Origin of the sequence: Enterococcus sp. DIV1298c, assembly GCF_017316315.1 — a bacterium.
Taxonomy (GTDB): Bacteria; Bacillota; Bacilli; order Lactobacillales; family Enterococcaceae; genus Enterococcus_B; species Enterococcus_B mangumiae.
Genome location: NZ_JAFLWG010000003.1, coordinates 52,501 through 72,796 on the forward strand (window position 1 = coordinate 52,501; position 20,296 = coordinate 72,796).

At 34.7% G+C, this 20,296-nt stretch carries 20 protein-coding genes and 1 pseudogene; 2 read left to right on the forward strand and 19 right to left on the reverse strand.

Going from position 1 to position 20,296, the window contains the following annotated elements; all coding sequences use genetic code 11:
• Window positions 1-44 precede the first annotated feature (44 nt).
• The 8 genes and pseudogenes from JZO83_RS00715 to JZO83_RS00750 all read right to left on the reverse strand — a co-directional run.
• Window positions 45-683 carry an AAA family ATPase gene (locus JZO83_RS00715; protein ID WP_207114767.1) on the reverse strand — a complete coding sequence of 213 codons (639 nt, stop codon included), beginning with the start codon at window positions 681-683 and terminating at the stop codon, window positions 45-47.
• Complete coding sequence (locus tag JZO83_RS00720; RefSeq protein ID WP_206856784.1) at window positions 667-1,536, reverse strand: class II fructose-bisphosphate aldolase; 870 nt, start codon at window positions 1,534-1,536, stop codon at window positions 667-669. Before JZO83_RS00720 ends, JZO83_RS00715 begins: the two co-directional genes overlap by 17 nt.
• A 23-nt stretch (window positions 1,537-1,559) precedes the next feature.
• Entirely contained in the window at window positions 1,560-1,952 is a 393-nt protein-coding gene (locus tag JZO83_RS00725) for a tetratricopeptide repeat protein (protein WP_206856852.1), read from the reverse strand.
• A 19-nt stretch (window positions 1,953-1,971) separates the two neighbouring features.
• On the reverse strand, window positions 1,972-3,261 hold the full coding sequence (locus JZO83_RS00730; protein WP_206856786.1) for a PTS sugar transporter subunit IIC: 1,290 nt from the start codon (window positions 3,259-3,261) through the stop codon (window positions 1,972-1,974).
• 25 nt (window positions 3,262-3,286) lie between these two features.
• Complete coding sequence (locus tag JZO83_RS00735) at window positions 3,287-3,589, reverse strand: PTS sugar transporter subunit IIB (protein ID WP_206856788.1); 303 nt, start codon at window positions 3,587-3,589, stop codon at window positions 3,287-3,289.
• Window positions 3,590-3,607: 18 nt separating this feature from the next.
• Window positions 3,608-5,689 carry a PTS sugar transporter subunit IIA gene (locus JZO83_RS00740; RefSeq protein WP_206856795.1) on the reverse strand — a complete coding sequence of 694 codons (2,082 nt, stop codon included), beginning with the start codon at window positions 5,687-5,689 and terminating at the stop codon, window positions 3,608-3,610.
• A 270-nt stretch (window positions 5,690-5,959) separates the two neighbouring features.
• Window positions 5,960-6,604, reverse strand: coding sequence for a DUF998 domain-containing protein (locus JZO83_RS00745; RefSeq protein WP_206856797.1), 645 nt, complete (start codon window positions 6,602-6,604; stop codon window positions 5,960-5,962).
• Between the two features lie 193 nt (window positions 6,605-6,797).
• Window positions 6,798-7,061 (reverse strand): annotated as a pseudogene (locus tag JZO83_RS00750) (hypothetical protein); the annotation flags it as partial.
• 291 nt (window positions 7,062-7,352) lie between these two features.
• Between JZO83_RS00750 and JZO83_RS00755 the strand changes: the two are divergent.
• Window positions 7,353-10,355 carry a sulfatase-like hydrolase/transferase gene (locus JZO83_RS00755; protein ID WP_242542331.1) on the forward strand — a complete coding sequence of 1,001 codons (3,003 nt, stop codon included), beginning with the start codon at window positions 7,353-7,355 and terminating at the stop codon, window positions 10,353-10,355.
• A 151-nt stretch (window positions 10,356-10,506) separates the two neighbouring features.
• Here the strand turns inward: JZO83_RS00755 and sstT are convergent, their stop codons facing one another.
• Complete coding sequence (gene sstT / locus JZO83_RS00760; RefSeq protein WP_207114768.1) at window positions 10,507-11,742, reverse strand: serine/threonine transporter SstT; 1,236 nt, start codon at window positions 11,740-11,742, stop codon at window positions 10,507-10,509.
• A gap of 254 nt (window positions 11,743-11,996) precedes the next feature.
• Between sstT and JZO83_RS00765 the strand changes: the two genes are divergently transcribed.
• A complete protein-coding gene (locus tag JZO83_RS00765; RefSeq protein WP_207114769.1) occupies window positions 11,997-13,619 on the forward strand; it encodes a hypothetical protein in 1,623 nt (540 codons plus the stop codon).
• Between the two features lie 167 nt (window positions 13,620-13,786).
• Here JZO83_RS00765 and JZO83_RS00770 read toward each other — a convergent pair whose 3' ends face one another.
• From JZO83_RS00770 to JZO83_RS00815, 10 genes are all read right to left on the reverse strand, one after another.
• Window positions 13,787-14,485 carry a TIM44-like domain-containing protein gene (locus JZO83_RS00770; protein WP_207114770.1) on the reverse strand — a complete coding sequence of 233 codons (699 nt, stop codon included), beginning with the start codon at window positions 14,483-14,485 and terminating at the stop codon, window positions 13,787-13,789.
• Between the two features lie 147 nt (window positions 14,486-14,632).
• Complete coding sequence (locus tag JZO83_RS00775; protein WP_207114771.1) at window positions 14,633-15,538, reverse strand: EcsC family protein; 906 nt, start codon at window positions 15,536-15,538, stop codon at window positions 14,633-14,635.
• Window positions 15,539-15,863: 325 nt separating this feature from the next.
• Window positions 15,864-16,445 (reverse strand): hypothetical protein, encoded by a 582-nt coding sequence (locus JZO83_RS00780; RefSeq protein WP_207114772.1) that lies wholly within the window; start codon window positions 16,443-16,445, stop codon window positions 15,864-15,866.
• Entirely contained in the window at window positions 16,402-16,701 is a 300-nt protein-coding gene (locus tag JZO83_RS00785) for a hypothetical protein (RefSeq protein ID WP_207114773.1), read from the reverse strand. Before JZO83_RS00785 ends, JZO83_RS00780 begins: the two co-directional genes overlap by 44 nt.
• Before the next feature lie 5 nt (window positions 16,702-16,706).
• Complete coding sequence (locus JZO83_RS00790; RefSeq protein WP_207114774.1) at window positions 16,707-17,237, reverse strand: hypothetical protein; 531 nt, start codon at window positions 17,235-17,237, stop codon at window positions 16,707-16,709.
• Between the two features lie 9 nt (window positions 17,238-17,246).
• Window positions 17,247-17,972 carry a hypothetical protein gene (locus JZO83_RS00795; protein ID WP_207114775.1) on the reverse strand — a complete coding sequence of 242 codons (726 nt, stop codon included), beginning with the start codon at window positions 17,970-17,972 and terminating at the stop codon, window positions 17,247-17,249.
• Window positions 17,973-18,248: 276 nt separating this feature from the next.
• Complete coding sequence (locus JZO83_RS00800; protein WP_207114776.1) at window positions 18,249-18,926, reverse strand: hypothetical protein; 678 nt, start codon at window positions 18,924-18,926, stop codon at window positions 18,249-18,251.
• A gap of 29 nt (window positions 18,927-18,955) precedes the next feature.
• A complete protein-coding gene (locus tag JZO83_RS00805) occupies window positions 18,956-19,147 on the reverse strand; it encodes a DUF4176 domain-containing protein (RefSeq protein WP_242542333.1) in 192 nt (63 codons plus the stop codon).
• The gene (locus JZO83_RS00810; protein WP_207114777.1) at window positions 19,137-19,733 is read right to left on the reverse strand and encodes a hypothetical protein; all 597 of its coding nucleotides are present in this window, start codon (window positions 19,731-19,733) and stop codon (window positions 19,137-19,139) included. The genes JZO83_RS00805 and JZO83_RS00810 overlap by 11 nt, the downstream gene beginning before the upstream one ends.
• A gap of 110 nt (window positions 19,734-19,843) precedes the next feature.
• The gene (locus JZO83_RS00815; protein WP_207114778.1) at window positions 19,844-20,002 is read right to left on the reverse strand and encodes a hypothetical protein; all 159 of its coding nucleotides are present in this window, start codon (window positions 20,000-20,002) and stop codon (window positions 19,844-19,846) included.
• Between the last annotated feature and the right edge of the window lie 294 nt (window positions 20,003-20,296).

Here is a 20,296-nt window from a genome sequence, read left to right on the forward strand (position 1 = left end):
TACGCTTTATTTAAACCTTGTATCAATCAACTAGACATTAATTGTTATTGGTCATTCTTCACTTGCCATTCTAACTTATCTAGCAACGGCGTATAATCTACTTTGCTAAAATCAGTCACATCGAATGTATAGAGCGTCCCCAATTCAAATTGTTCATATTGCCGTTTATCGATGATCGCGCGAAACTCTTCTTTCGTAATATGATTCGTTCCTAACGATCGATCTGCTAAGGTATCTCCGTAATGGTAATGGTCCATGATATAGCTCAAATGACGCTCTGGATCACGATCTCTTTTGTAACGTCGTTGCCATAATACATCAAAGTCTGCATGCAAACGAATCGTAATCACTTCATAACCATATTTTTCAGCTAGTGCTTGTAAGGGACCTTTTTGTTTTTCACTAAATGGATACTCAGAAGCAATCACTTTCTTTCCTGCTTCCATATATAACTCCAACGCCTGATAAAAGAATGGATACACCTTCTTTTTTTCCTGCTCTGCTCGTTCAGCTAGATCATCAAAACCAAGAGATTCGGCATAATATTCCTTGATTTCATCTAAAGTAAGACGATACATCGTCGGAAACCGTTCGAAGAGTCGTTCCATCAAATAGGTTTTCCCTGTCCCAGGACTTCCTGCCAAAAGAAGCAAGTATTTTTTCTTATTAGCTCTTTCCTGCATAAATCTCACTTCCTGTATTCAAAAACAGTCCTATCTTGTGCTTAATGATTGCTTTTACTGCTTCGTTGGCTGGAATCACATTATGTCGCAACGACTTGCTGACTTCCGTTTCACCAAAGCTTTCTTTTGCTGTTTTGGTCCAATTGACTAGCAACTCTGTCCCAACATTGAATTTGCGGATGCCATGATTGATCAACTCCGGATAATCTTCCTCTTTCACACCAGTACCGCCATGGATCACTAAAGGAACATCCACCACTGCGTTGATTTCTTTCAATAGTGGAAGATTGACTTCTGTTTTTGATTTGAATTGCCCATGATTCGTTCCAATGGCAATCGCCAATGCGTCTACCCCAGTTGCTGCCACAAATTCCACTGCATCTTCAGGCTTCGTATAGACTTTATCATCTTCTGCTACATGGATTCCTTCTTCTGTCCCACCGATCGTTCCTAGTTCTCCTTCTACTGATACACCGTGTGCATGGGCATACTCAACCACCGCTTTTGTTTTCAGGATATTCTCTTTAAAAGGCAGATGCGAACCATCATACATCACCGAAGTATACCCACTGTCGATTGCTTGTTTGATATCAGAGAAATCACGTGCATGATCCAGATGAAGGACAGCGTCAACCATTTCTTCCTCAGCAATCGTTTTAACCACATTGACTAAAACATTCATCCCAATATATTTTGCCGTATCCACGCTTGTTTGAATAATGATCGGCGCACCCATTTCTTTTGCTGCCCGTAACATTTCCGGCAACATCTCTAAATTATGGGTGTTGAATGCCCCCACTGTGAAATTCAATGCTTCTGCTGTTTTCGTTACTTCTTTTAATGTCGTATACATCTCTTATATAGCCACCTTTATTCTTATTTATTTCCAGTAATCGTTAGTTTTTTAGCGATTTGTCGCATGTCGTCCATTTTACTCATGTAGCGATCAATCCCTTGGTCATCTCCTGCTCGCGCAGCTTCTGCTCTTTTTTCATTGTATAAAGACATCAATTTCTTATAGCCGTCATTGATACTTTTTTTCAATGACAAACTTTTTTCTAATTGCTCGATTGCTTGGTCTTTGTCCCCCAACTCAGCGGATTTAAGCCCAACTTCCTCGAATAATTTAGCTAATCGGTCTATTTCTTCTGTCTGATCGATTTCTTTTTTCAATTGTTCGATTGCGGCAAGAAGCGCTTCTTTCTCTTCAATTGAAAGCTCCTCGATTTCTACTGGTTGCTCTTTTTTCTTTTTTAAGAAGCCAAACATCATGATTCCCACTTTCATTTTAGAATGCTTTTAAAATCGGACTCAAGATCCAAGCGTAAAGTAACGCCGCCACTACCGTATCGACATCCGTTGCAGTAGCACTGACAAAACCCATCGAATTGAAGATCGTTACCAGTAACGCTGGCAACAACGTGATAAAGAATCCATGAGCGATACCACCGATGATTGCCCCTCGTCGTCCACCAACTGCATTACCGAAAATACCTGCAGTTCCACCAGCAAAGAAATTCGTCAACATACCTGGAAGAATCATCGCTAGACCAAACATTGGTAACACAAACATTGCAATGACCGTTCCGATCGTAGTGGTGATGAATCCTAAAATCACTGCGTTCGGACTATATGGGAAAAAGACAGGACAGTCCAACGCTGGAATGGCATCAGGAACTAGTTTCATCGCAATTCCACGAAATGCTGGCACGATTTCACCTAATAATAAACGGACACCCGAAAGCAATACATAGACACCTACAACAAACTGGATGGCTTGTAAGAAGGCAAACATGATATAGTTTTGACCACCAGATAACTCCGCGGCAAACGTCTCACCCGCAAACAATACTGTCACGATATAAAGTGGCACCATCACCACCATGACCGATAAATACGTGTCCTGTAAAAATTCAAAATGAGCCGGTAACTTGATATCTTCAATCGATTTCTTGTTCTCGCCTTTTTCACCAAAGATTTTCGCTACTCCAGCCTCAAATAAATAACCGATCGTACAAAAATGCCCCAAAGCGATATCATTTGAACCAGTGACCTTACGAATGATTGGTTGAGCGATTGCTGGCATCGCCACAGCAAAAACCGCTCCAACAAAACCACCAACTAAAATCAAGACCAAGCCACGTAAGCCGGCGAAATACCCAAATACTGTAGTCATAGTTGCCATCCATAAGATTGCCTGGCCAGTCAAGAAAATATATTTCCATCGAGTAAAACGAGCAAGTAGAATATTAAAGACAAAAATAGCTAAAAATGTTAATGCGATATCTCTACCTAAGCCTAATTCATTCATCGCTTGACCGTTGATGGCTTCAATGGATGGAATGATCCCCTCCATTTGGAATCCTTCTGTAAAAATTTGTCCAAAATACGTCAAGCTACCAACAATGATACTTGAACCGGCACTTAAAACTTGAAACCCTAACAATGTTTTCAACGTACCTGAAATAATTTGACCAGTTGACTTCTTTTGTAGAATCAGCCCTAACATTGCAATCAAAGCAATCGTGATTGACGCTTGTGTCAGAATGTTCTCAATGATGAAATTGATAACGCCCATAGTCTCTCCCCCTAATTTTTCTTAATTAAATGGCTCCTTTACTTTGTAAAACGGGTGTTAATTTTTCTTCGATCTCAACTTTTGACACGATATTTTTTAAATAAACCATGGCTGTTGTCGGATCAATCGTAAATTTTTCAAATTGCGAACGGAAATTCTCAGCGGTAATGATCACATCTGGTTTCATTGAAACCGCTGAAGAAATATCGCAGTGATCCAGCTTGGCTGTTACCCCTAGTTTGTTCAATACATCCTCGGCTGACATTTGAGCCGCAAAACTACTTCCTAGTCCTGCTCCACATACAAATAAAATATTCAATTTATTCATTTCACTCTCTCCTTCTATCTACTTAAATAGTAGTTGTTTAAATGAATCCACATTCGAACTTTCGATCAAACGATTCAATTTCGTTTCATCGTTGATCAACTCGATCAGCTCTTTCATGATCGTCAGATGGGAATACGAGTCGACTGCTGCTAAACAGAAAATGATTTTTACTGGATCCATCTCGTCATTTCCAAAAGCGATAGGCTGACGGATCGTAGCGACACTCACCCCTAACTTATTGACACCATCTTCTGGTCTCGCATGCGCTAATGCCAGGTGTTTACCGATGACGATATAGGCCCCATACTCTTCCACTGCATGGACCATCGCATCGACGTAACTCGATTCAATGATGTTTTCTTTCAGTAATGGCTTAGCCACTCGTTCAATAGCTTCTTGCCAATTTTCCGCGTGTTCTTGGATCAATATATGGTTATCTGTCAAAATGTCTTTTAGCATTGGTTGGATCTCCCTTTTATTGATTTCTAAATGATTTTGCTCAAATAATGTTTCTAGTTTGGTATAGATTGGACGATCGATCTTGCCGCCGCTTTCTTCCACGATTCGTAAAACATTGGCGAATAGTTCCGTTTGTCCATTTTCTGTTGGAATCATCCGCTGGACCTTTTGATGAAGGGACAAAAATTCTGCGACGATTGGTCGATTCGCATCGGTTAAAATAGGCTCCAACACAAGCAGCGGTTTATTCTGACCAGACAATTGAAACGTACTGAAAATCAGGTCGACATCTAACTTATCGACTAACTCCGCTTCTTTTGAACTCAATACAGCAACAACTTCAATCTGCGGGAATTTCTCTTTTAAATTTTCTGCTAATAGATTGCCTGTCGCCACTCCATGGTTACAAACCACCACTGATTTATAAATATACGTAATATTCTGTTTGATCGAGCTTGCGATCGTTGAAAAATGGATGACTAGAAAAGCCAGTTCATCGTCAATCACCCGCCCACCAACTACTTCTTCGATTGTTGGCACAAATAGAGCAACGGCATCATAGATTGGACCGTAATTCACTCGGATATTTTCTTTCAATGGATTCGTCACTTGGATGCGATGTTTGATTCGAACAATCAGAGCCGTCATATGTTTATAAAGATTTTCACACAGTATTTCTTCTTTCAAATGAAACGGAATATGGGTTTGTTCCTCCACGAACTTGATCAGTTGGATCGTTAACAATTGGGCTTGGACCCATTCAAGAGAATTGTTGATATCTTTTGTGCTAAATGTCTCAATCGTAAAGCGTAGATAGTTTCGTTCAACAGGGGGAATGTCCGTCAATTCAAAGTCAACAATGACCTGCTCAATAAACTCAGAAAAACGATTTTCCTCATCAGCGAGATTTTTCCAATTGATAGCTGAGATCAATTCATGCTTTCTGACTCGTTGTATCCAAATCATCGTAAACAACAGTAACTGATTTTTATAAATATCATCTTCTTGTTTCACCATAGTGTTTGTATAGATTGCTTCTAATTTTTTGATTTCTGACAGCGGAAAATAGCGATGGAAAATTTTTTGAGCTGCTGTGACTTTCGTGTCATTTCTTGCTGAAAAATCGATTCGCCCTAGATTCTTATTGATCAAGTCATAAATCATCGTCCTGATCGAACGCTCTGCCCCTTGATAAACCAACCCTTGTTTACCATAGCTAACAATCTCAATGCCATATTTGACCAAGTCAGCTCGTAAACGTCGCATATCTTCATCCATCGTACTTTTGGAAATCATGAATGCTTCTTCCTTACGGTTCAAATAAATCGGCTGTTGTTCATAAGCAATCGCTAACACTAGATCAAAAGTACGTTCATCACGATTCAGTAACTCCTCTTGATACGCAACCAATGCGTCTGCTAATCTTTTCTCTTCCTCTTTATTTAAACGCAGTAGAAACCCCTTTTTTCGAATCGTTTGGATTTCTGCTAATTGTTGCGCCCGCAACCAACTGTTTGCATCAAGAACATCTTGGCGAATCGTCCGTTGACTTACTTGGTGTTCTAATGCTAATTGTTCCGCTTTGATCGGATAGTGATAAGATCGAAATCTTTGAAGTAATTCAACCGTTCTAGTTTTCATATGATTGATTTTCCTTTCTGAACCAAGTATATGTTTGCGCTTTCAAATAAAAAAGTAGAACTTTCTGCCAATTAAGTTGGCAGAAAAGTACGAACTCACTTGCTCCTCTTTCAAAGAAGGTATAAAAAAATCACCTACCTTTGAGAAATGAGCCGCGCAAGCCAAAAATAGAACTCCTATTTTTAGCTTGCGCGGCTCATCTCCAGAAGTTTTTTCTGGGCGATTGCTTATTCGATTGTATAGAAATAACTATTTGTTCCAACAAAATAGCTACCTCTTCACTCGTTTTAGTTGTTTGATCCCTACCAATAGAATCGCTAAATAATTGAAGAAATAACTTAATCTTTGACAAAAACCTAGTTTATCTAAAATTGGAAGATGATTCAGCACGGGTATCCTTGCCAATCCGTAAATCAACGCACTAAGCAAACTCAAAATTACTACGAGGACATAACTTCTGCCGATTGGTTGATCTGCCTCTTTTCGATAAAGCAACAAAGCAAAAACTGGAAATAAAAGAAATCCAGTATAACCTAAACTAGAACCAATATTATGCACCCACGATGAAAAATCCCATGAAGTAGCCTGTGTATTGAGACTAAACAAGCCTGTAAACAGGCAGTCTCCGATCGCATAAAAGCTTAATGAAACCACTAACCACTTCGCTAAACGAGTAGATATGTTTGCAAATGACGTATACAGTGCAGGTAAGGATAAAACAAACAAGATTCCTGAAATAACAGAAAAAATAAGAAAAGACCCTCGCACTGGACTTGCTACGTCACCAAACACGCTGATCGGCATTGTCAATTGATCTAACCCTGGGTAGAACAACCCCAGAACATAGGGTGTCGAAAAATCACTCAACACGCCTAAAAATAAAAAATATATCCCATATCGTCTCAAAAAGTCCATCTTCTCTTCCGTTCTATTTTCTATTCTCATATACAGAATAACATTTTCAATTTAATACCAAAACAAAAAAATTCTTTCTATTCTGACACATTGAGTGGTTCAGAATGTAAGAATTTTTTTGCAATACTTGTTTACTTTCTCTACTATTACGTAAGATTATCCTGCCAAAATCAATGACTCACGTCAACTTAGGTTAAGTTAATTGATAATGAATTGCTTCTTTATACGTTTCAAATAATTCGGCATTCAATTGATCCCCACCATCTATATTAGCAGAATAGAAGATCGGTGGATGTTCGATTCCTTCAGCAATCAACCGTTCACAAACTTCTACAATGATCGTATTGAGAATTGACGCACCAATGACCGTAGAAGAAGGTCCGACTTTTTGTGATAATCCGGTTAGCTCACAACAAGCATCGCCAACATCCCCATGGTTATCGATCACGACATCTGCTTTAAAAGGAATCGTTTCAGCTAGCGCTGTTCCATACCCTAACACTTATGTTTTATGAAATAAACTACTCCATGCGATTCTTCTCCTAATATCTCTCTAAAAATTCTTGGTGAAGGAGTCAACTCTCGACTTTTGTGTTTATTTTCTCAACAACCCTACAAATAACCACAGTTATCATTGATTCTATATTGAATTTCGTTATGTTCTAAGTTAGGATATTGTTATCTGCCTTTCTTTGAAAAGGCTATCATTTTTTGTTTTATGTACAATATTTGAAAGGTGTTTACGATTTTGAGAAAAAAATATAGAAAAGATTACGGCTCTCTAACTATTTTTATTGCCTGTGCGATGATCATTTTGCAAAGAGTGCTAAATTCTGCAATAACGATTCCTGCATATTCCATTAATCCCGGAAGGTTTTATCTTTATTCCTTTTTACAAGCGACTGTTGTTATTGGGACCAACTTAATTCCACTTTATCTGGGGTATCATTATAAAAAAATTGCACAGTTGAAAGTCTATCATTACTTAAGCAGGTTTTCATTCATTTATATCTTGTCTGCTTTAGTTGCGAATATCTTTTTTTATGTTCAGTCTAATGTATTGAATCTAAGAGACTATTGGTTGCTATTTACACCAATCAGTCAAAACTATTTGACCTATGCCGTATCTTGTATTTTACTTTTCATCAGCATCCCTTATGTCATCCGTTTTTTAGAAAAGCAACCTTCACCTACAATAAAAAGATTTTTATTATTTTCAACCTTGCTGCTGGTAGGTAGTTCAACACTGTTCAATAAAGATCCCTTTGCTTTACAAAATGGCAACAATATTATCTGGATTTTCTATCTATTTTTATTTGGCTATGGGCTAAAGAAATGGAAATGGGACGAAAAAATTCGTTTTAAAATCCCTCAAGCTTTTATTGCTTTACTGTTTTTAGTGGGAACGATTCTATTTATGGTTCAAATTTCATTGATCGTACGAGGAAATGCAGATACAGCTACACGGTTTATTACGCCTCATTCACTTTTTACCATGTATTACACCGTCACGTCCTTTCTGTCATTTGAACTAATATCTGAAAAATTAAAACTAAAAGCTTCGGGGACTTTTCTAGCTACGCTCTTGATCGTTACTCAAATCGTTTGTAACTGGTCCCTAGTAACCTATCGTGTCTCCGTATTCATGAAGCGGGAATTCCCCAATTCTGGAAGAGCTTGGTTACTGAACCTTGGACAATTTTTCGGCTATTATCTCTTAGCTGTCTCACTATTATGTATCGTTCTATTTTATCTACAAAAAATCCGATTCGTCCAACGACTGATCGAATTCTTTGCTTTTGATTCCCTCGATGAACTTGCTGCCAAATGTCATGGAGTTAAAAACTGGATAGTTAGTCACAAAAGCTACTTTTTCGTTGCACTCTTTTTCTATTTGTTCACATTTACACAAATATTTTTATTGGAGCAAAGAGAAACTTGGAAACAATCAATCAAAATTGCACTTGAAATTTTCACTCAACGACAAGCCCCGATGGTTTTGACCGTTTTGATTATTATGGGATTCTTTTTCTTGCTGTTACTACTTGCTAATCGATTTTGGTACGCTTTTACAGCAACCTTGATCATTAATTTACTGCTGACCATTTCAACTATCCTTAAAATGGAAATGCGTGAGGAACCTGTCTTTCCATCTGATTTAAAAATGTTGGCTGGGCTATCTGAATTGATGTCTATGGTCAGTCCGATCGTGTTCATTGCTGGTGGTCTTGTTTTGATTTTCTTGACCTTTACCAGTGTGATCATGCAGCGTCGTTTACAAAAAAAATATTCAGTGAACGTTCATTGGAAACGCCGTATCATTGGAATTCTTTTATTATCATTCTGTTTTTCTGGTGTGTTTTTTATCAATCAAAAAAATTCACCTTCATTTATTTTATTCAATTTATTTAGAGTAAACAAAACATTCCTTGATCAAAAAAGTGCCGTAAAAGACAACGGTCCGATCATTCAATTTTTAAATAATATTGATATTCAAATCATGGAAAAGCCTGAAGGATATTCAGAAGAAGCCATTAATGAAATCATGGAAAGATATAATACACGGGCACAAGAAATCAATCATACAAGAAATGAATGGTTAGCAAATCAAACCATTATATTAAATCTAAGTGAAAGTTTCAGTGATCCTGACCGTGTACCAAATCTAACCGTACACAATGATCCAATTCCTTTCGTTAAAAGTAAACTGGCAGAGGAAACAAGCGGATTGATGCTATCCGTCGGCTATGGCGGTGGAACTGCCAATATGGAATGGGAAGGGCTAACTGGTCTAAGTATCAGTAATCTATCTGCTTCCTTGGTCACTCCTTACACACAATTAGTTGAACGCCAAGATATCAGTCCAAATATTACTAATCTGTTCGATGAAAAAATCGCTATCCATCCATTTACAGCAGCTCTTTATCGCCGGAGACAAGTCTTCGACAAATTTGGATTTGATCAGTTTTATTATGTAGATGGTCCAGATGAATTAGCCTATACAGATACGATTGGAAGGAATCCCTATATTTCCGATGAATCTGCTTACAAAGATACGTTGAGAGTATTGAAAAGTAACTTGGAGTCTTCCCAATTCATCCAGTTGACCACGATGCAAAACCATATGCCTTATGATGATTATTATGATGAATTAAATTATACAGCTGAAGGGACCGCTGTTATTGCAAGCAGATATAGCGAATTACAAACATTTATGCAAGGTCTCCATTATACCGATGAAGCAGTCAAAGAATTTATTCAAGAAATCGATAAAATTGAAAAACCGATCACCTTTGTTTTTTATGGGGACCACTTACCCTCATTATACAGTGGAAATGATTCAAGAAGATATGGATTAGAGCAACGACAAACTGATTATTTTATTTATAGTAATAAATATAGTCGTGAACAAAGCAATCAATTATTTAAAGAAGTGGTTTCACCAAACAATTTCGCTCCAATGGCATTGGAACAAGCAAATATCAAAGTGACTCCTTATTATGCACTGCTTACAGATGTAGCAAATCAACTACCTGCGTTGACAATCGATCCTACACAAAGCGTGTCTAATCGTTTTAATGGAGAGCAAATATTCGTTACAGAAGAAAAACAAATGATCTATCTTCAGGACTTGCATAAAGAGCAACAACAACTTTTTACTGATTATCAATTGATACAGTATGACCTTGTAGCTGGTAAACAATACAGTGCTTCATGGGCAGAGCAAGGTATTCAAGATTATCAGAAATAGTCACTTCTTCAAAAAAGACACTAGCATCCAACAATCATATGATTTCGGACGCTAGTGTTTTTCTCTTAACTGTGTCTTGTCAAAATTGCTTATCGCAGGATAAATTTCAGTGATAGAAAGAATCACGCAAGAATTGGTACTCTGAATCCTATCAATTCAATTCACTCAAGCGACTTTTTATCGAAACATCCTCCCCATTTCTTTTTCGAGCACCTAATTCCCCAATTGCTGTAAATAATAAATCACTTGAAGAATTTAGCGCTGTTTCAACTGAATCTTGGATGACACCTATAATAAACCCGATTCCTACAACTTGCATCGCAATGTCATTTGAGATCCCAAATAGACTACAAGCTAACGGAATAAGCAATAATGAACCGCCAGCTACTCCAGAAGCACCACAAGCAGCTAAAGCCGCCAAGACGCTTAAAATTAATTTCAAGCCAAAAGAAGCTTCAATACCTAGCGCTTGGACAGTCGTTAAAGTCATTACTGTAATCGTAACTGCCGCGCCCCCCATGTTGATCGTTGCTCCTAATGGAATCGAGATTGCATAAGATTCTTTTGTCAATTTCAGCTTTTCTGCTAGCATCATATTGATTGGGATATTCGCCGCAGAACTACGTGTAAAGAAAGCAGAAATAGCACTTTCCTTTAGACAAAAGAAAATCAATGGATAGGGATTTTCTTTGATAAATAAAAAAGTAAGTACTGGATATACTACCAAAGCAACAAAAAGCATCGTACCTACTAAAACAAGAACTAGTTGAAGGTACTCAGCCAAACCAGAAAGTCCTGTCGTTGCAATCGATTCATAGACTAAACCTAAAATACCGATCGGCGCAAAAGAAATAATCAACTGAACCACATGTGATAAGGCAACTGAAACTTGATCAACAACTTCTTTAGTTGCTTCCGTACGTGTGCGTAACGCCAACCCTAATAGTACAGCCCAAAATAACACACCTAAATAATTAGAATCAATAATTGCTTGAATTGGATTTTGAGTCACGTTGGTCAACATCGTAGATAAAACAGTGCCTATATTTTGAGGCGCTTGTTCCGAAACTGTTTCTTTTAGCGTGATCGGTACTGTAAAAATAGAGCTAGTGATCACCGCAACAAAAGCAGCTAAAAAAGTGCCCCCTAGATACAAGCCTAAAATCGGCTTCACAAATGTTTCGTTCCCCATCTTGTGTTTCGCAATCGAAGCTGCAGTCAAGAAAAACACTAACAACGGCGCGATTGCTTTTAAACAACTAACGAACAACGTTCCTAATAAACCAATAAATCCCCAGGTTGGTAAGAAAATACCAAATACTATACCAATTAAAATACCACAACCAATACGTTGAACTAAAGAAAGCTTCAAAAATTTCTCTAACAAACAATCACCCCTTTATAGTTTAACAACCATTCTAACATCTTCATGAGAGAAACAAAAGGATAATTTTCAGAAAATTCTTGTTATTTATCGTTATTGCTAGCTACTTGATTTTTATCACTAGGTTTCCTCTAATTGTTCTATCTCCTACTTTTTATTTAATTCTATTAAAAAATTTATCTTCAGAGTCGTTTATAAAATAACATAAGTATGATATAATGATATGAAACATTATTTTTCAAGTATAGGAGAAAAAAATGAAAAAAAATAAATATCAACTAATAGATATCATGTTTATGCTTTGCTTAAGTATGATCTATGTACTACCTTTATTTTTGTCACGAGGAATATTACATAACCCATCACAGGACACATATTTTCATTTATCACGTCTGGTTGGTTTAGATAATGTATGGGATTCTCCAGTAAATTTTAATAATTTTGCCAACCACGGGACTATGGTAAACGTTTTTTATCCTTGGTTCACTCTTTATCCCGCTAGTTTTTTCTTTAAAATTACAGGTAATCTTGTTTTAAGTTATAATTTATACTATTTCTTGATAACATTTTTAACAATGCTAATAGCATACTTCTCAATGAATCGCTTAAAAAACAACAGACACATTGCTCTGCTATTTTCTGTAATATATACATTTGCCGGCTATCGTGCAATTGATATCTTCTATAGAGCCTCGCTAGGCGAAGCAGTTGCTTTAACTTTTCTGCCTCTCATATTAGTTGGTTGTTATGAAATCTATATTGGGGACTATAAGAAGTGGTATTGGCTCACTATAGGTATGACATTAGTGATCTACACACATTTACTTTCGGTAGTAATGGTTACAATGTTTATAGCTCTCACCATCATTGTATCTTTTTATTTTTGGAATAATAAAGTACCCAGATTGTTAAGTTTATTAAAAGCAACCTTAACTACCTTTTTATTAAGCGCTGCTTTTTTAATTCCATTCATCCAGCAATCTCACGCCCAAGAACTCAAGGTCCCTCAAGGAAGAGATTTAGTAGGTATGGCTCCTAGTGATATGCTCTCTCACATTTTAAACAATAACTATAGAAATTATACGATTGGATTATTTATTTTTATTGGATTATTAGCAACTTTACCTTTTGTAAAAAAATTACGAGTAGCTGATAAGTTCATTTTTGCTATCGGTATATTTACACTTTTCTGTTCTACTAGCTTGTTTCCTTTGAGATTACTAAATGATACACCTATAAAGTGCCTACAATTTATTTGGAGATTGAATGGGTTCACTTCATTATTTTTAGCTTATACAATCAGTATCTTGATCTATTACAATCTATATAATAAAAAATATGTGGTGAAAATCATTGGCGTTACTCTAATTGGTATCACACTTCATTTTTCAGGAATAATCAATATGGTAACGAATAATGACTCATTAACTCGTATCGAACCTGAAAATGCTATTTCTGCTGCACAAAACTATAACCATACTGACTACGCAAACAAAGAATCACTAAATCATCCAGATGTTATTAGCGATCATAAATACTTTCTTGATAACCAAGAAATAAAACCCGCAACTTCTTTTACTAGTAGTAAATATAAAATTATAGTTGAGAATAAAAAGGAAGAAAAAGCAGTCTTAACCACGCCACTTTATCGTTATGAGGGACAAATGGCAACAGTCAATGATACTCCAGTTAAAACTCATTTATCTTCAATAGGTACGACTGAATTAGTAGTTCCACCAGGTAAAAGCACAATTGTGATTACGTACACCTATACAAAGCTTGCTATTTTTTCAAGGTATCTCTCTTTAATTTCATTGGTTATTTTCCTGATTTTCATCTTATTTAACCCCTACAAATCTAAGTCAGAAACCTTAGTATAAATCGTGTTATAAATAGTATTTTTAGTAGTTGAATGACGTTTGAGCATCACATATTTCACTAAATACAAAAAAGCAGGACTAAAGGATCGCGCTTGATTCTTTAGTCCTGCTTTTTTTGCCTAATTTATTTCATATCGTTTGCTCGTTCATACCGCTAAAACTCTCTATCAATCCAAAAATATCGGTTGAATAAAGTCCGCTTGCCACCTTTTGTCTTTTTCAGAGTAGTTGAAATACCATACTTGTGAGAAATACAGCCGTTCTCGCTTATCACCCGAAATCAATTGCTGGTTCTTTCGATCAACTAAATAATCAAAACAGCTAAAATCGATTCGAATAGAAAAACTATTTTCATTGATTTGTCGATAGTTGCCCAATTCTTGAATAGTTATTTTCGTTGTATGATTTCTTACACCTTCGTCTTTATTTTTTTGTAGCACCTGCTGATGTTCTTCAAACAATCTTGGTGTGTAACAGTTCTTGACTTTTTCAGGCGCTTCTTCTTCCCAAGCCTTTTGTATTGCATAAAATACTCTGTTGATCTCAGAAAGTAGTTTTTTCTTTTCGCGTTTTGTTCCTGGCATTCTTGATAACAAATCATTGAATTCCACGTATTGTACACGCTTTTTTTTAACTAAAGGAAATACGATTATACTTCCTAATGATAAGCCAATATAGAGAAAATTCTCTGATTCACTCATGCTAGTAGTTGATCGATCATCCCGATAATAGGAATTGGAACCGCCACCAGAGCCACCACCTGTTGAACCACCACCATGACCGCCTGCTACAGCAAAAGCTTGAACGGGCATAAAAAATAAAAAAGCCATGATCAATAGACAAATCACCTGATAATTTTTCTTCATCTGGACCCTCTTTCCCAATCCCCCACGATGATAGCTTATCAAATAATTATTATAAGATTCCTATGGAACAATGAATGATTTCCTAATTTTTCTTTGGTTGGTAGGATTTCATGTTTTACTACTCAAGAGCTATCTCTGATACGTTTACTATTTTGAAAGTAATCTTTTCTTTATTACCATAAATTCTTCTTCTGTAATGATTTTTTGTTTTAACAATTCATACGCTTTTTCAATTTGTTCAATCAGATTCTCGTCTTCAACCATACTTTTTGATGAATTTGAGTCCGTAATCGTGACTTCTTCATCCTGTAAGATTATCAAATCTTCCTTTAAATTTTCTTCAGAATAGTCCAGTCCTTTTCTTAATTCATTTTTTAACCTCTTAGCCATCGGTTTCATTGAAAAATAATTTAAACTTCCAGATACAACACCACCTACCACAGGAACAGCTTTAGAAACACCTTTTGCAAAGGTCGTTTTTGTTAGCTTGGTGCCGAAGATTGAAAGAACTTTTTTTATTACTGGATAATAAATCGTTTTAGTCATGGCTTTTTGTGGTATTTTGGTCAAAGCTTGTGTAGATAGTTTTCCAGATAAAATTCGGACAGCAGAGCCAGCAGTTGTTACACCCAACATAATACCTAAATACAAGATCAAAGTTTCTTTAGCTTCTTCAGTTAGCTCTCCTTGTTGATTCCAAATATCTTTATACCCATAAATATAAGAAATTTCTTGTGCTAACTTTAACGAATAGCCATAGAACTGTGTAATATCAGCGGGAATCGTCGCTGCCATTGCTAGTCCTCCAGGCAAGCCTGTGGCAAAAGAAAGCGTACTTGATTGAGCGACTATCGAGTGTATTCTACTGTCAGCAACTTGATCCAATTTTTCTTTAGACAAGAATGCTTGCGGACCTTTTTCAATCAGTTGATCAATATTTTCTACTTTTTCACCAAACGCTTTCACTAAAAATTCTGAACGATTTACTTTTACAAGCGGTAACTTTAATGACTCATTTACGACTTTCAGTGCTAAACTCTCACTACTCTCCATGTCCTTCACTCCCTATATAAGATAACGAAAAATCCTTTTAACAAATCATTCTTTTAAATAGAACAGCCTCACCTATTTCGATAGTTATTTTACACTGTCATTCTAATATAAAATAACTCAATATTTATTAATTTCTTAATTGACGATTTTAAACGCATAATCGCTCATTTTTCATTAAAAAAATAAAGGTTATGTTAAAAGAAACGATTGTTTTAGACTTTACAAACAAGTAAAGCACAAGAAGCAAGTTTCTTAGGAACGATAAAAGACTTTAGCCTAGATCCTCTTTTAATATTCTACGATTTATTTCTTTCAATCATACAGATTAAGGAACAATGAATCTTCCTTCTTTCATTTGTTTTTTTAGTATTTTTATCGCTTTCTTATATGTAAATGGCCGAACAGAATCCTGTAATAAAATAATCACAAAACAACCAAGCGAAACAATTATCGCCAAATCGACGGGTAGCATCTCACTAATTAAACAAATAAAGAAACCTATTATATAGCCAGCTATCAAAACTAATTGCGTACACCAAATTATTTGTAGATCCCCTTGATTAGCAATTATTTTTTTCACTTGTTTTCTGTCGAAATCTTTATATATTTTTTCTCCTTTTATTTTATTCATTATCGTTAAGCCTATAGCTTTAGCAGCTAAATAACCTATCGCGGAAAACAGTATGTAATTGATGATAGGTGGTATGCTAGACATGAAATCTAACTTTTTAGTAAGGAAAGGAATAACTATCATGGAACCAAATAATCCTAATAATACTACTAGAGATTTTGAATATTCTTCATGTTCCCCCGTAAATTTTTGTGTAAAAAGTTTTTGATTGTTAAAATCAAAATAGATGGTTTCATTTGTTGTTCTGCGTAGTAACGGTACCACATTCTCTTTCATCCGAATACACCATCCTTTGTTTTTCCAATTGTTTATTCTGACTTTTCTGATCATCTTTATCAAAAATCATTTTATATTTTACTTTTTTTGTTGAATATATTTTGCCATTAAATATAGTACTCACAAGAATAAATACGGTAAGAACAAATAATAATCTTTCTTGTATTATAAAAGGAATGACTAGCGTAAACATGCCATAAAACAGAAGCAAACCTATACATACTATTAATGCCTTTACATAATGAATTATTTTCATTCTCCTCACCACCATTTTAATTTTTTTTGTGTAATGATCAGTGGAGTAATTGCATATCCCTTACCTATACGCTTTAAAGAAATACCTCTTTTTTCTAATTCCTTTATTAATTTATTTTTTCGCCAATAAGATACAACAGAAAGACAAATGGCTAATGCTAACCAGAAGAAGAATAAATTGATGATTCCTTCCAACATATCTATTGGCAAATTGCTTTTGCCCCAAAGCCAATTCTGTGGAATAAAGTCCCTCACTAAGCTGCTTAAAGGAAGTCCAATGGCTACTCCTAAATAACTTTTTTCTGATTTTTTCTTGATTTGCTTCTCCATTTCTAAACCAGAAATACTAAATTTATACAAAGAAATATTAGCTTGATATATTTTTCTACTGACCCTGTATTGCTTGAAACCTAACATGAAATTATTTTGCCTTATTAAATATTCTTCATTATCATCTGAAATAAATAAACACCAGCCTGGAATCACTCTTTTTTTATCAAAGCTTAAATTTCTAATTTCACCGTCTTCTATTTTCATATCATTTACTCAAGATACACTTTCTAACATTATATATTTCACATCATTATTAACGAACCAAACTTTACCATTGAACAAAATAATTTTAACTATATAAAAACTCAACAAACTTAGCAATCTTGCTTGTACTAAAAAAGGGATTATAAACAAAAAAATGATTGTAAAACTAATAATCAAAGCTAGACCTACTAGATTATTTATTGTCCATACTTTTTTTGTATATTTAGAATTATTAATCAGATTTACCCTTCCCACAAAATTTACATCAAAACCATTATTCATCATTTCAAAAAGAAAAATTCTTTTTCTAAAGAATGAACAAAAGTACAAGCAAACTATTATAGTTAGCCAAAAAAACAATAGATTTTTTATACCTATAGAAAAATTAAAAGATTGATCAGAATTACCCCATAACCATTCAACTGGAATTATTTTTCTTATTATTGGATATGATACTAAAGCAATAGCACGACCTATGTAATTATTGTTTGATTTTTCCTTATCCTCTTTTTCCGCCTCTTTGCAGTCAACAGAAAAACTCTTTAAAGGCGTATTAGATTTATATATTTCTCTTTTTAAATGATAGTTGCCCAATCTTAACAAATTAGAGTTTTGTCGTACAAAAAATTCCTCATTGTTTTCTGTTACTAATAACAACCATCCACGAATAATTTTATTTTTATGAAATGCAATATTGTATATTTTGCCCTCAGCAATTTTACGCTTATATTCCATCAAATATTCCTCCAATAAAACCGCTAACCCCTTAAATAAAATTGCTTATCCAGACACTACCGTTTCCCCACAATAGCTACAAAATCTCTAATAGTTTTGACTTCGTCTTTTAAAATCTAGTATTTAGTTTTACTATTAATTGGTTTAAATGTCATGATTGTACTTAACAGTATTCTTACATAGATATGATAAAGTAAAACTAATTTTTCGCATTCTATTGGCCATTTTTTAATTTTTTATCGAGAAGTATACTGTGTTCTCAATTTGACAAGTTTTTTACTGATCGTCGTTTCTTACTACTTTGTATTTTACATTTATATCTGGAACTTCTCTTAAATTTGATATGATTTTTCCAAATATCAACGAAATGGTAGGTGATACTAATGAAACAAAAGTAACTACCCAAAAGTCACCTGATAAAATTGCGGATATAAATAGGTAGCTTACAAACATACCATATACACATGATAAAAAATTACTCAGAACCACATAAATTTTTGACTTTGCATTTTCAACAAGTACTAACTTTACAATTGTCGTATCTTTAACTATTTCTTGCACTTTTTTATTGCTGTGTAATAGTCGAGAGATTGATACTATTCCATATGTACTAAGAAGACTGCCAATCAATAGAGCTAAGTATATTGATTCTAGATAGCCCAAATATATAAGAAAAGGACTAATTACAATGACTCCGAAAATCCCATAAGATTCAGGAACGTAAAATTGTCTTTCAGGTATTTTTTTACCTTCAATAATTTCTTCTAATCCAGTTACTTTATAAGCAGTCCAACTTTTTTCCCAAGTGTTGTTATAAAAGTTACTGAACGGAAAAAAATTTCTAAACCTAATTAACTTAAAATAATCAACAATGTACGATTCATCATGTAATTCCAGTAAATAATATCTACCATTAATTCTTTTAATATCTTGGACACAGTTGTTTTCTATCATTTAAAGCCTCCTCCAAGTTTCTCAGTTGATTATGAAAAATTAAAAAATGCAAAATTAGATTCTGCTATTACACCTTGCGGATAACCTAATGCAGAATAGTCAAAATAGCCAATTGTTCCTTCATTATTAAAAAGCTGTGCCCGTCCAACAATAATAAGTTTGATGTCTCCACCTTTTAACAGCACTACGCTTCCCAATGGTAAAATATGTTTATTGATCATGAAATTTCCCCTCCTTCATTTGTTTTTTCAGTATTTTACCTGCTTTGATTCCTAAATTTGATGGTACTATTTTTCTTAAGGTTGCTAAACTGAACACACAAAATAAAAGTGCTATAAAGTCTTCACCTCTTAGCATATGCTCAGAAATCGAAATAATAGAAACAAAGAATACTCCTAAAGTCAATAACGTCTCAACAAACAACAACATCCAAAACTTTCGAGAATTAGATACAACTCCTTGAATTTCATTGGGAGAAAAATTTCTATATTCTTTTTCTCTCAATGAATTAGTCATCATTATTTCTATAAAAACATGTGCTAACACATATCCTAAACATAATACAAGAAGTAAACTAACTAAAACTGGAAAAATAAGTACTCTATCTAAAATGGTTCCAAAAGTCGTCATTCCTGCCATAAGAAATTGACTTGTCCAAAAAGTTCTACTCTTAGAGTAGCTTCTTCCTGATTTTTCCGTATAAGCACCTTTAAAATGTTGTACATACGGAGTGTTCTTTTCAAAATCAAAATATATTGATGAATTTCCTGATATTTTTAAAAGTGGAACTATTTTCTTCTTTTTCACCTTAATATACTCCCTAGTAATTATTTCCATTATGGAACATCCAATTCTGCGTGTACCTGATGAAATCGTTGTTGAAATGCTTGTTGCTTTACTTCATACTCCTTCTGCAGCTAAATTGCATTGGACATGCCTCGTTGGATACCTTTATGATTCGAATCAGAGAGTTGGCGACAACCTTTTTGAAGTACTTTTTCTAATTGAAAAAGTTGGTTTTTTAACATACGTTTCTCCTTTGCTAATTTATCTTGTTGCTGTCTGTTGACATTCATTCACCTTCCTAGAGATTTGATTGTTGGTTTCTTGAAACATTCTTTCTTCATAAACGATAGGTGTTTGTCCTTTAGATGTTGATCTTCTTAAACTAAATACGCATTTCATTAAAAAACTTTTCTCTTTACTTAAAAGCCACATAAAATAACTTATCAAATATTTATTAAATATTCCACACTCTTTAATTTTAATATGAAAATACCTCTAAATTATTAATATATCATAAAATATCGTTTTAGTTTCATAATCGTTTAAATAACTAAAATTAATTTTAGTTATCTTATATATATATT

What these genes read in the sequence shown, in the direction of transcription:
- JZO83_RS00770 (WP_207114770.1), bottom strand. Translation starts at nt 14,485, where the DNA reads ATGAAGAAAAATTATCAGGTGATTTGTCTATTGATCATGGCTTTTTTA.
- JZO83_RS00795 (WP_207114775.1), bottom strand. Translation starts at nt 17,972, where the DNA reads ATGGAATATAAGCGTAAAATTGCTGAGGGCAAAATATACAATATTGCA.
- JZO83_RS00740 (WP_206856795.1), bottom strand. Translation starts at nt 5,689, where the DNA reads ATGAAAACTAGAACGGTTGAATTACTTCAAAGATTTCGATCTTATCAC.
- JZO83_RS00780 (WP_207114772.1), bottom strand. Translation starts at nt 16,445, where the DNA reads ATGAAAGAGAATGTGGTACCGTTACTACGCAGAACAACAAATGAAACC.
- JZO83_RS00815 (WP_207114778.1), bottom strand. Translation starts at nt 20,002, where the DNA reads ATGAATGTCAACAGACAGCAACAAGATAAATTAGCAAAGGAGAAACGT.
- JZO83_RS00725 (WP_206856852.1), bottom strand. Translation starts at nt 1,952, where the DNA reads ATGTTTGGCTTCTTAAAAAAGAAAAAAGAGCAACCAGTAGAAATCGAG.
- JZO83_RS00785 (WP_207114773.1), bottom strand. Translation starts at nt 16,701, where the DNA reads ATGAAAATAATTCATTATGTAAAGGCATTAATAGTATGTATAGGTTTG.
- JZO83_RS00730 (WP_206856786.1), bottom strand. Translation starts at nt 3,261, where the DNA reads ATGGGCGTTATCAATTTCATCATTGAGAACATTCTGACACAAGCGTCA.
- JZO83_RS00720 (WP_206856784.1), bottom strand. Translation starts at nt 1,536, where the DNA reads ATGTATACGACATTAAAAGAAGTAACGAAAACAGCAGAAGCATTGAAT.
- JZO83_RS00715 (WP_207114767.1), bottom strand. Translation starts at nt 683, where the DNA reads ATGCAGGAAAGAGCTAATAAGAAAAAATACTTGCTTCTTTTGGCAGGA.
- JZO83_RS00790 (WP_207114774.1), bottom strand. Translation starts at nt 17,237, where the DNA reads ATGAAAATAGAAGACGGTGAAATTAGAAATTTAAGCTTTGATAAAAAA.
- JZO83_RS00800 (WP_207114776.1), bottom strand. Translation starts at nt 18,926, where the DNA reads ATGATAGAAAACAACTGTGTCCAAGATATTAAAAGAATTAATGGTAGA.
- JZO83_RS00765 (WP_207114769.1), top strand. Translation starts at nt 11,997, where the DNA reads ATGAAAAAAAATAAATATCAACTAATAGATATCATGTTTATGCTTTGC.
- JZO83_RS00805 (WP_242542333.1), bottom strand. Translation starts at nt 19,147, where the DNA reads ATGATCAATAAACATATTTTACCATTGGGAAGCGTAGTGCTGTTAAAA.
- JZO83_RS00735 (WP_206856788.1), bottom strand. Translation starts at nt 3,589, where the DNA reads ATGAATAAATTGAATATTTTATTTGTATGTGGAGCAGGACTAGGAAGT.
- JZO83_RS00775 (WP_207114771.1), bottom strand. Translation starts at nt 15,538, where the DNA reads ATGGAGAGTAGTGAGAGTTTAGCACTGAAAGTCGTAAATGAGTCATTA.
- JZO83_RS00745 (WP_206856797.1), bottom strand. Translation starts at nt 6,604, where the DNA reads ATGGACTTTTTGAGACGATATGGGATATATTTTTTATTTTTAGGCGTG.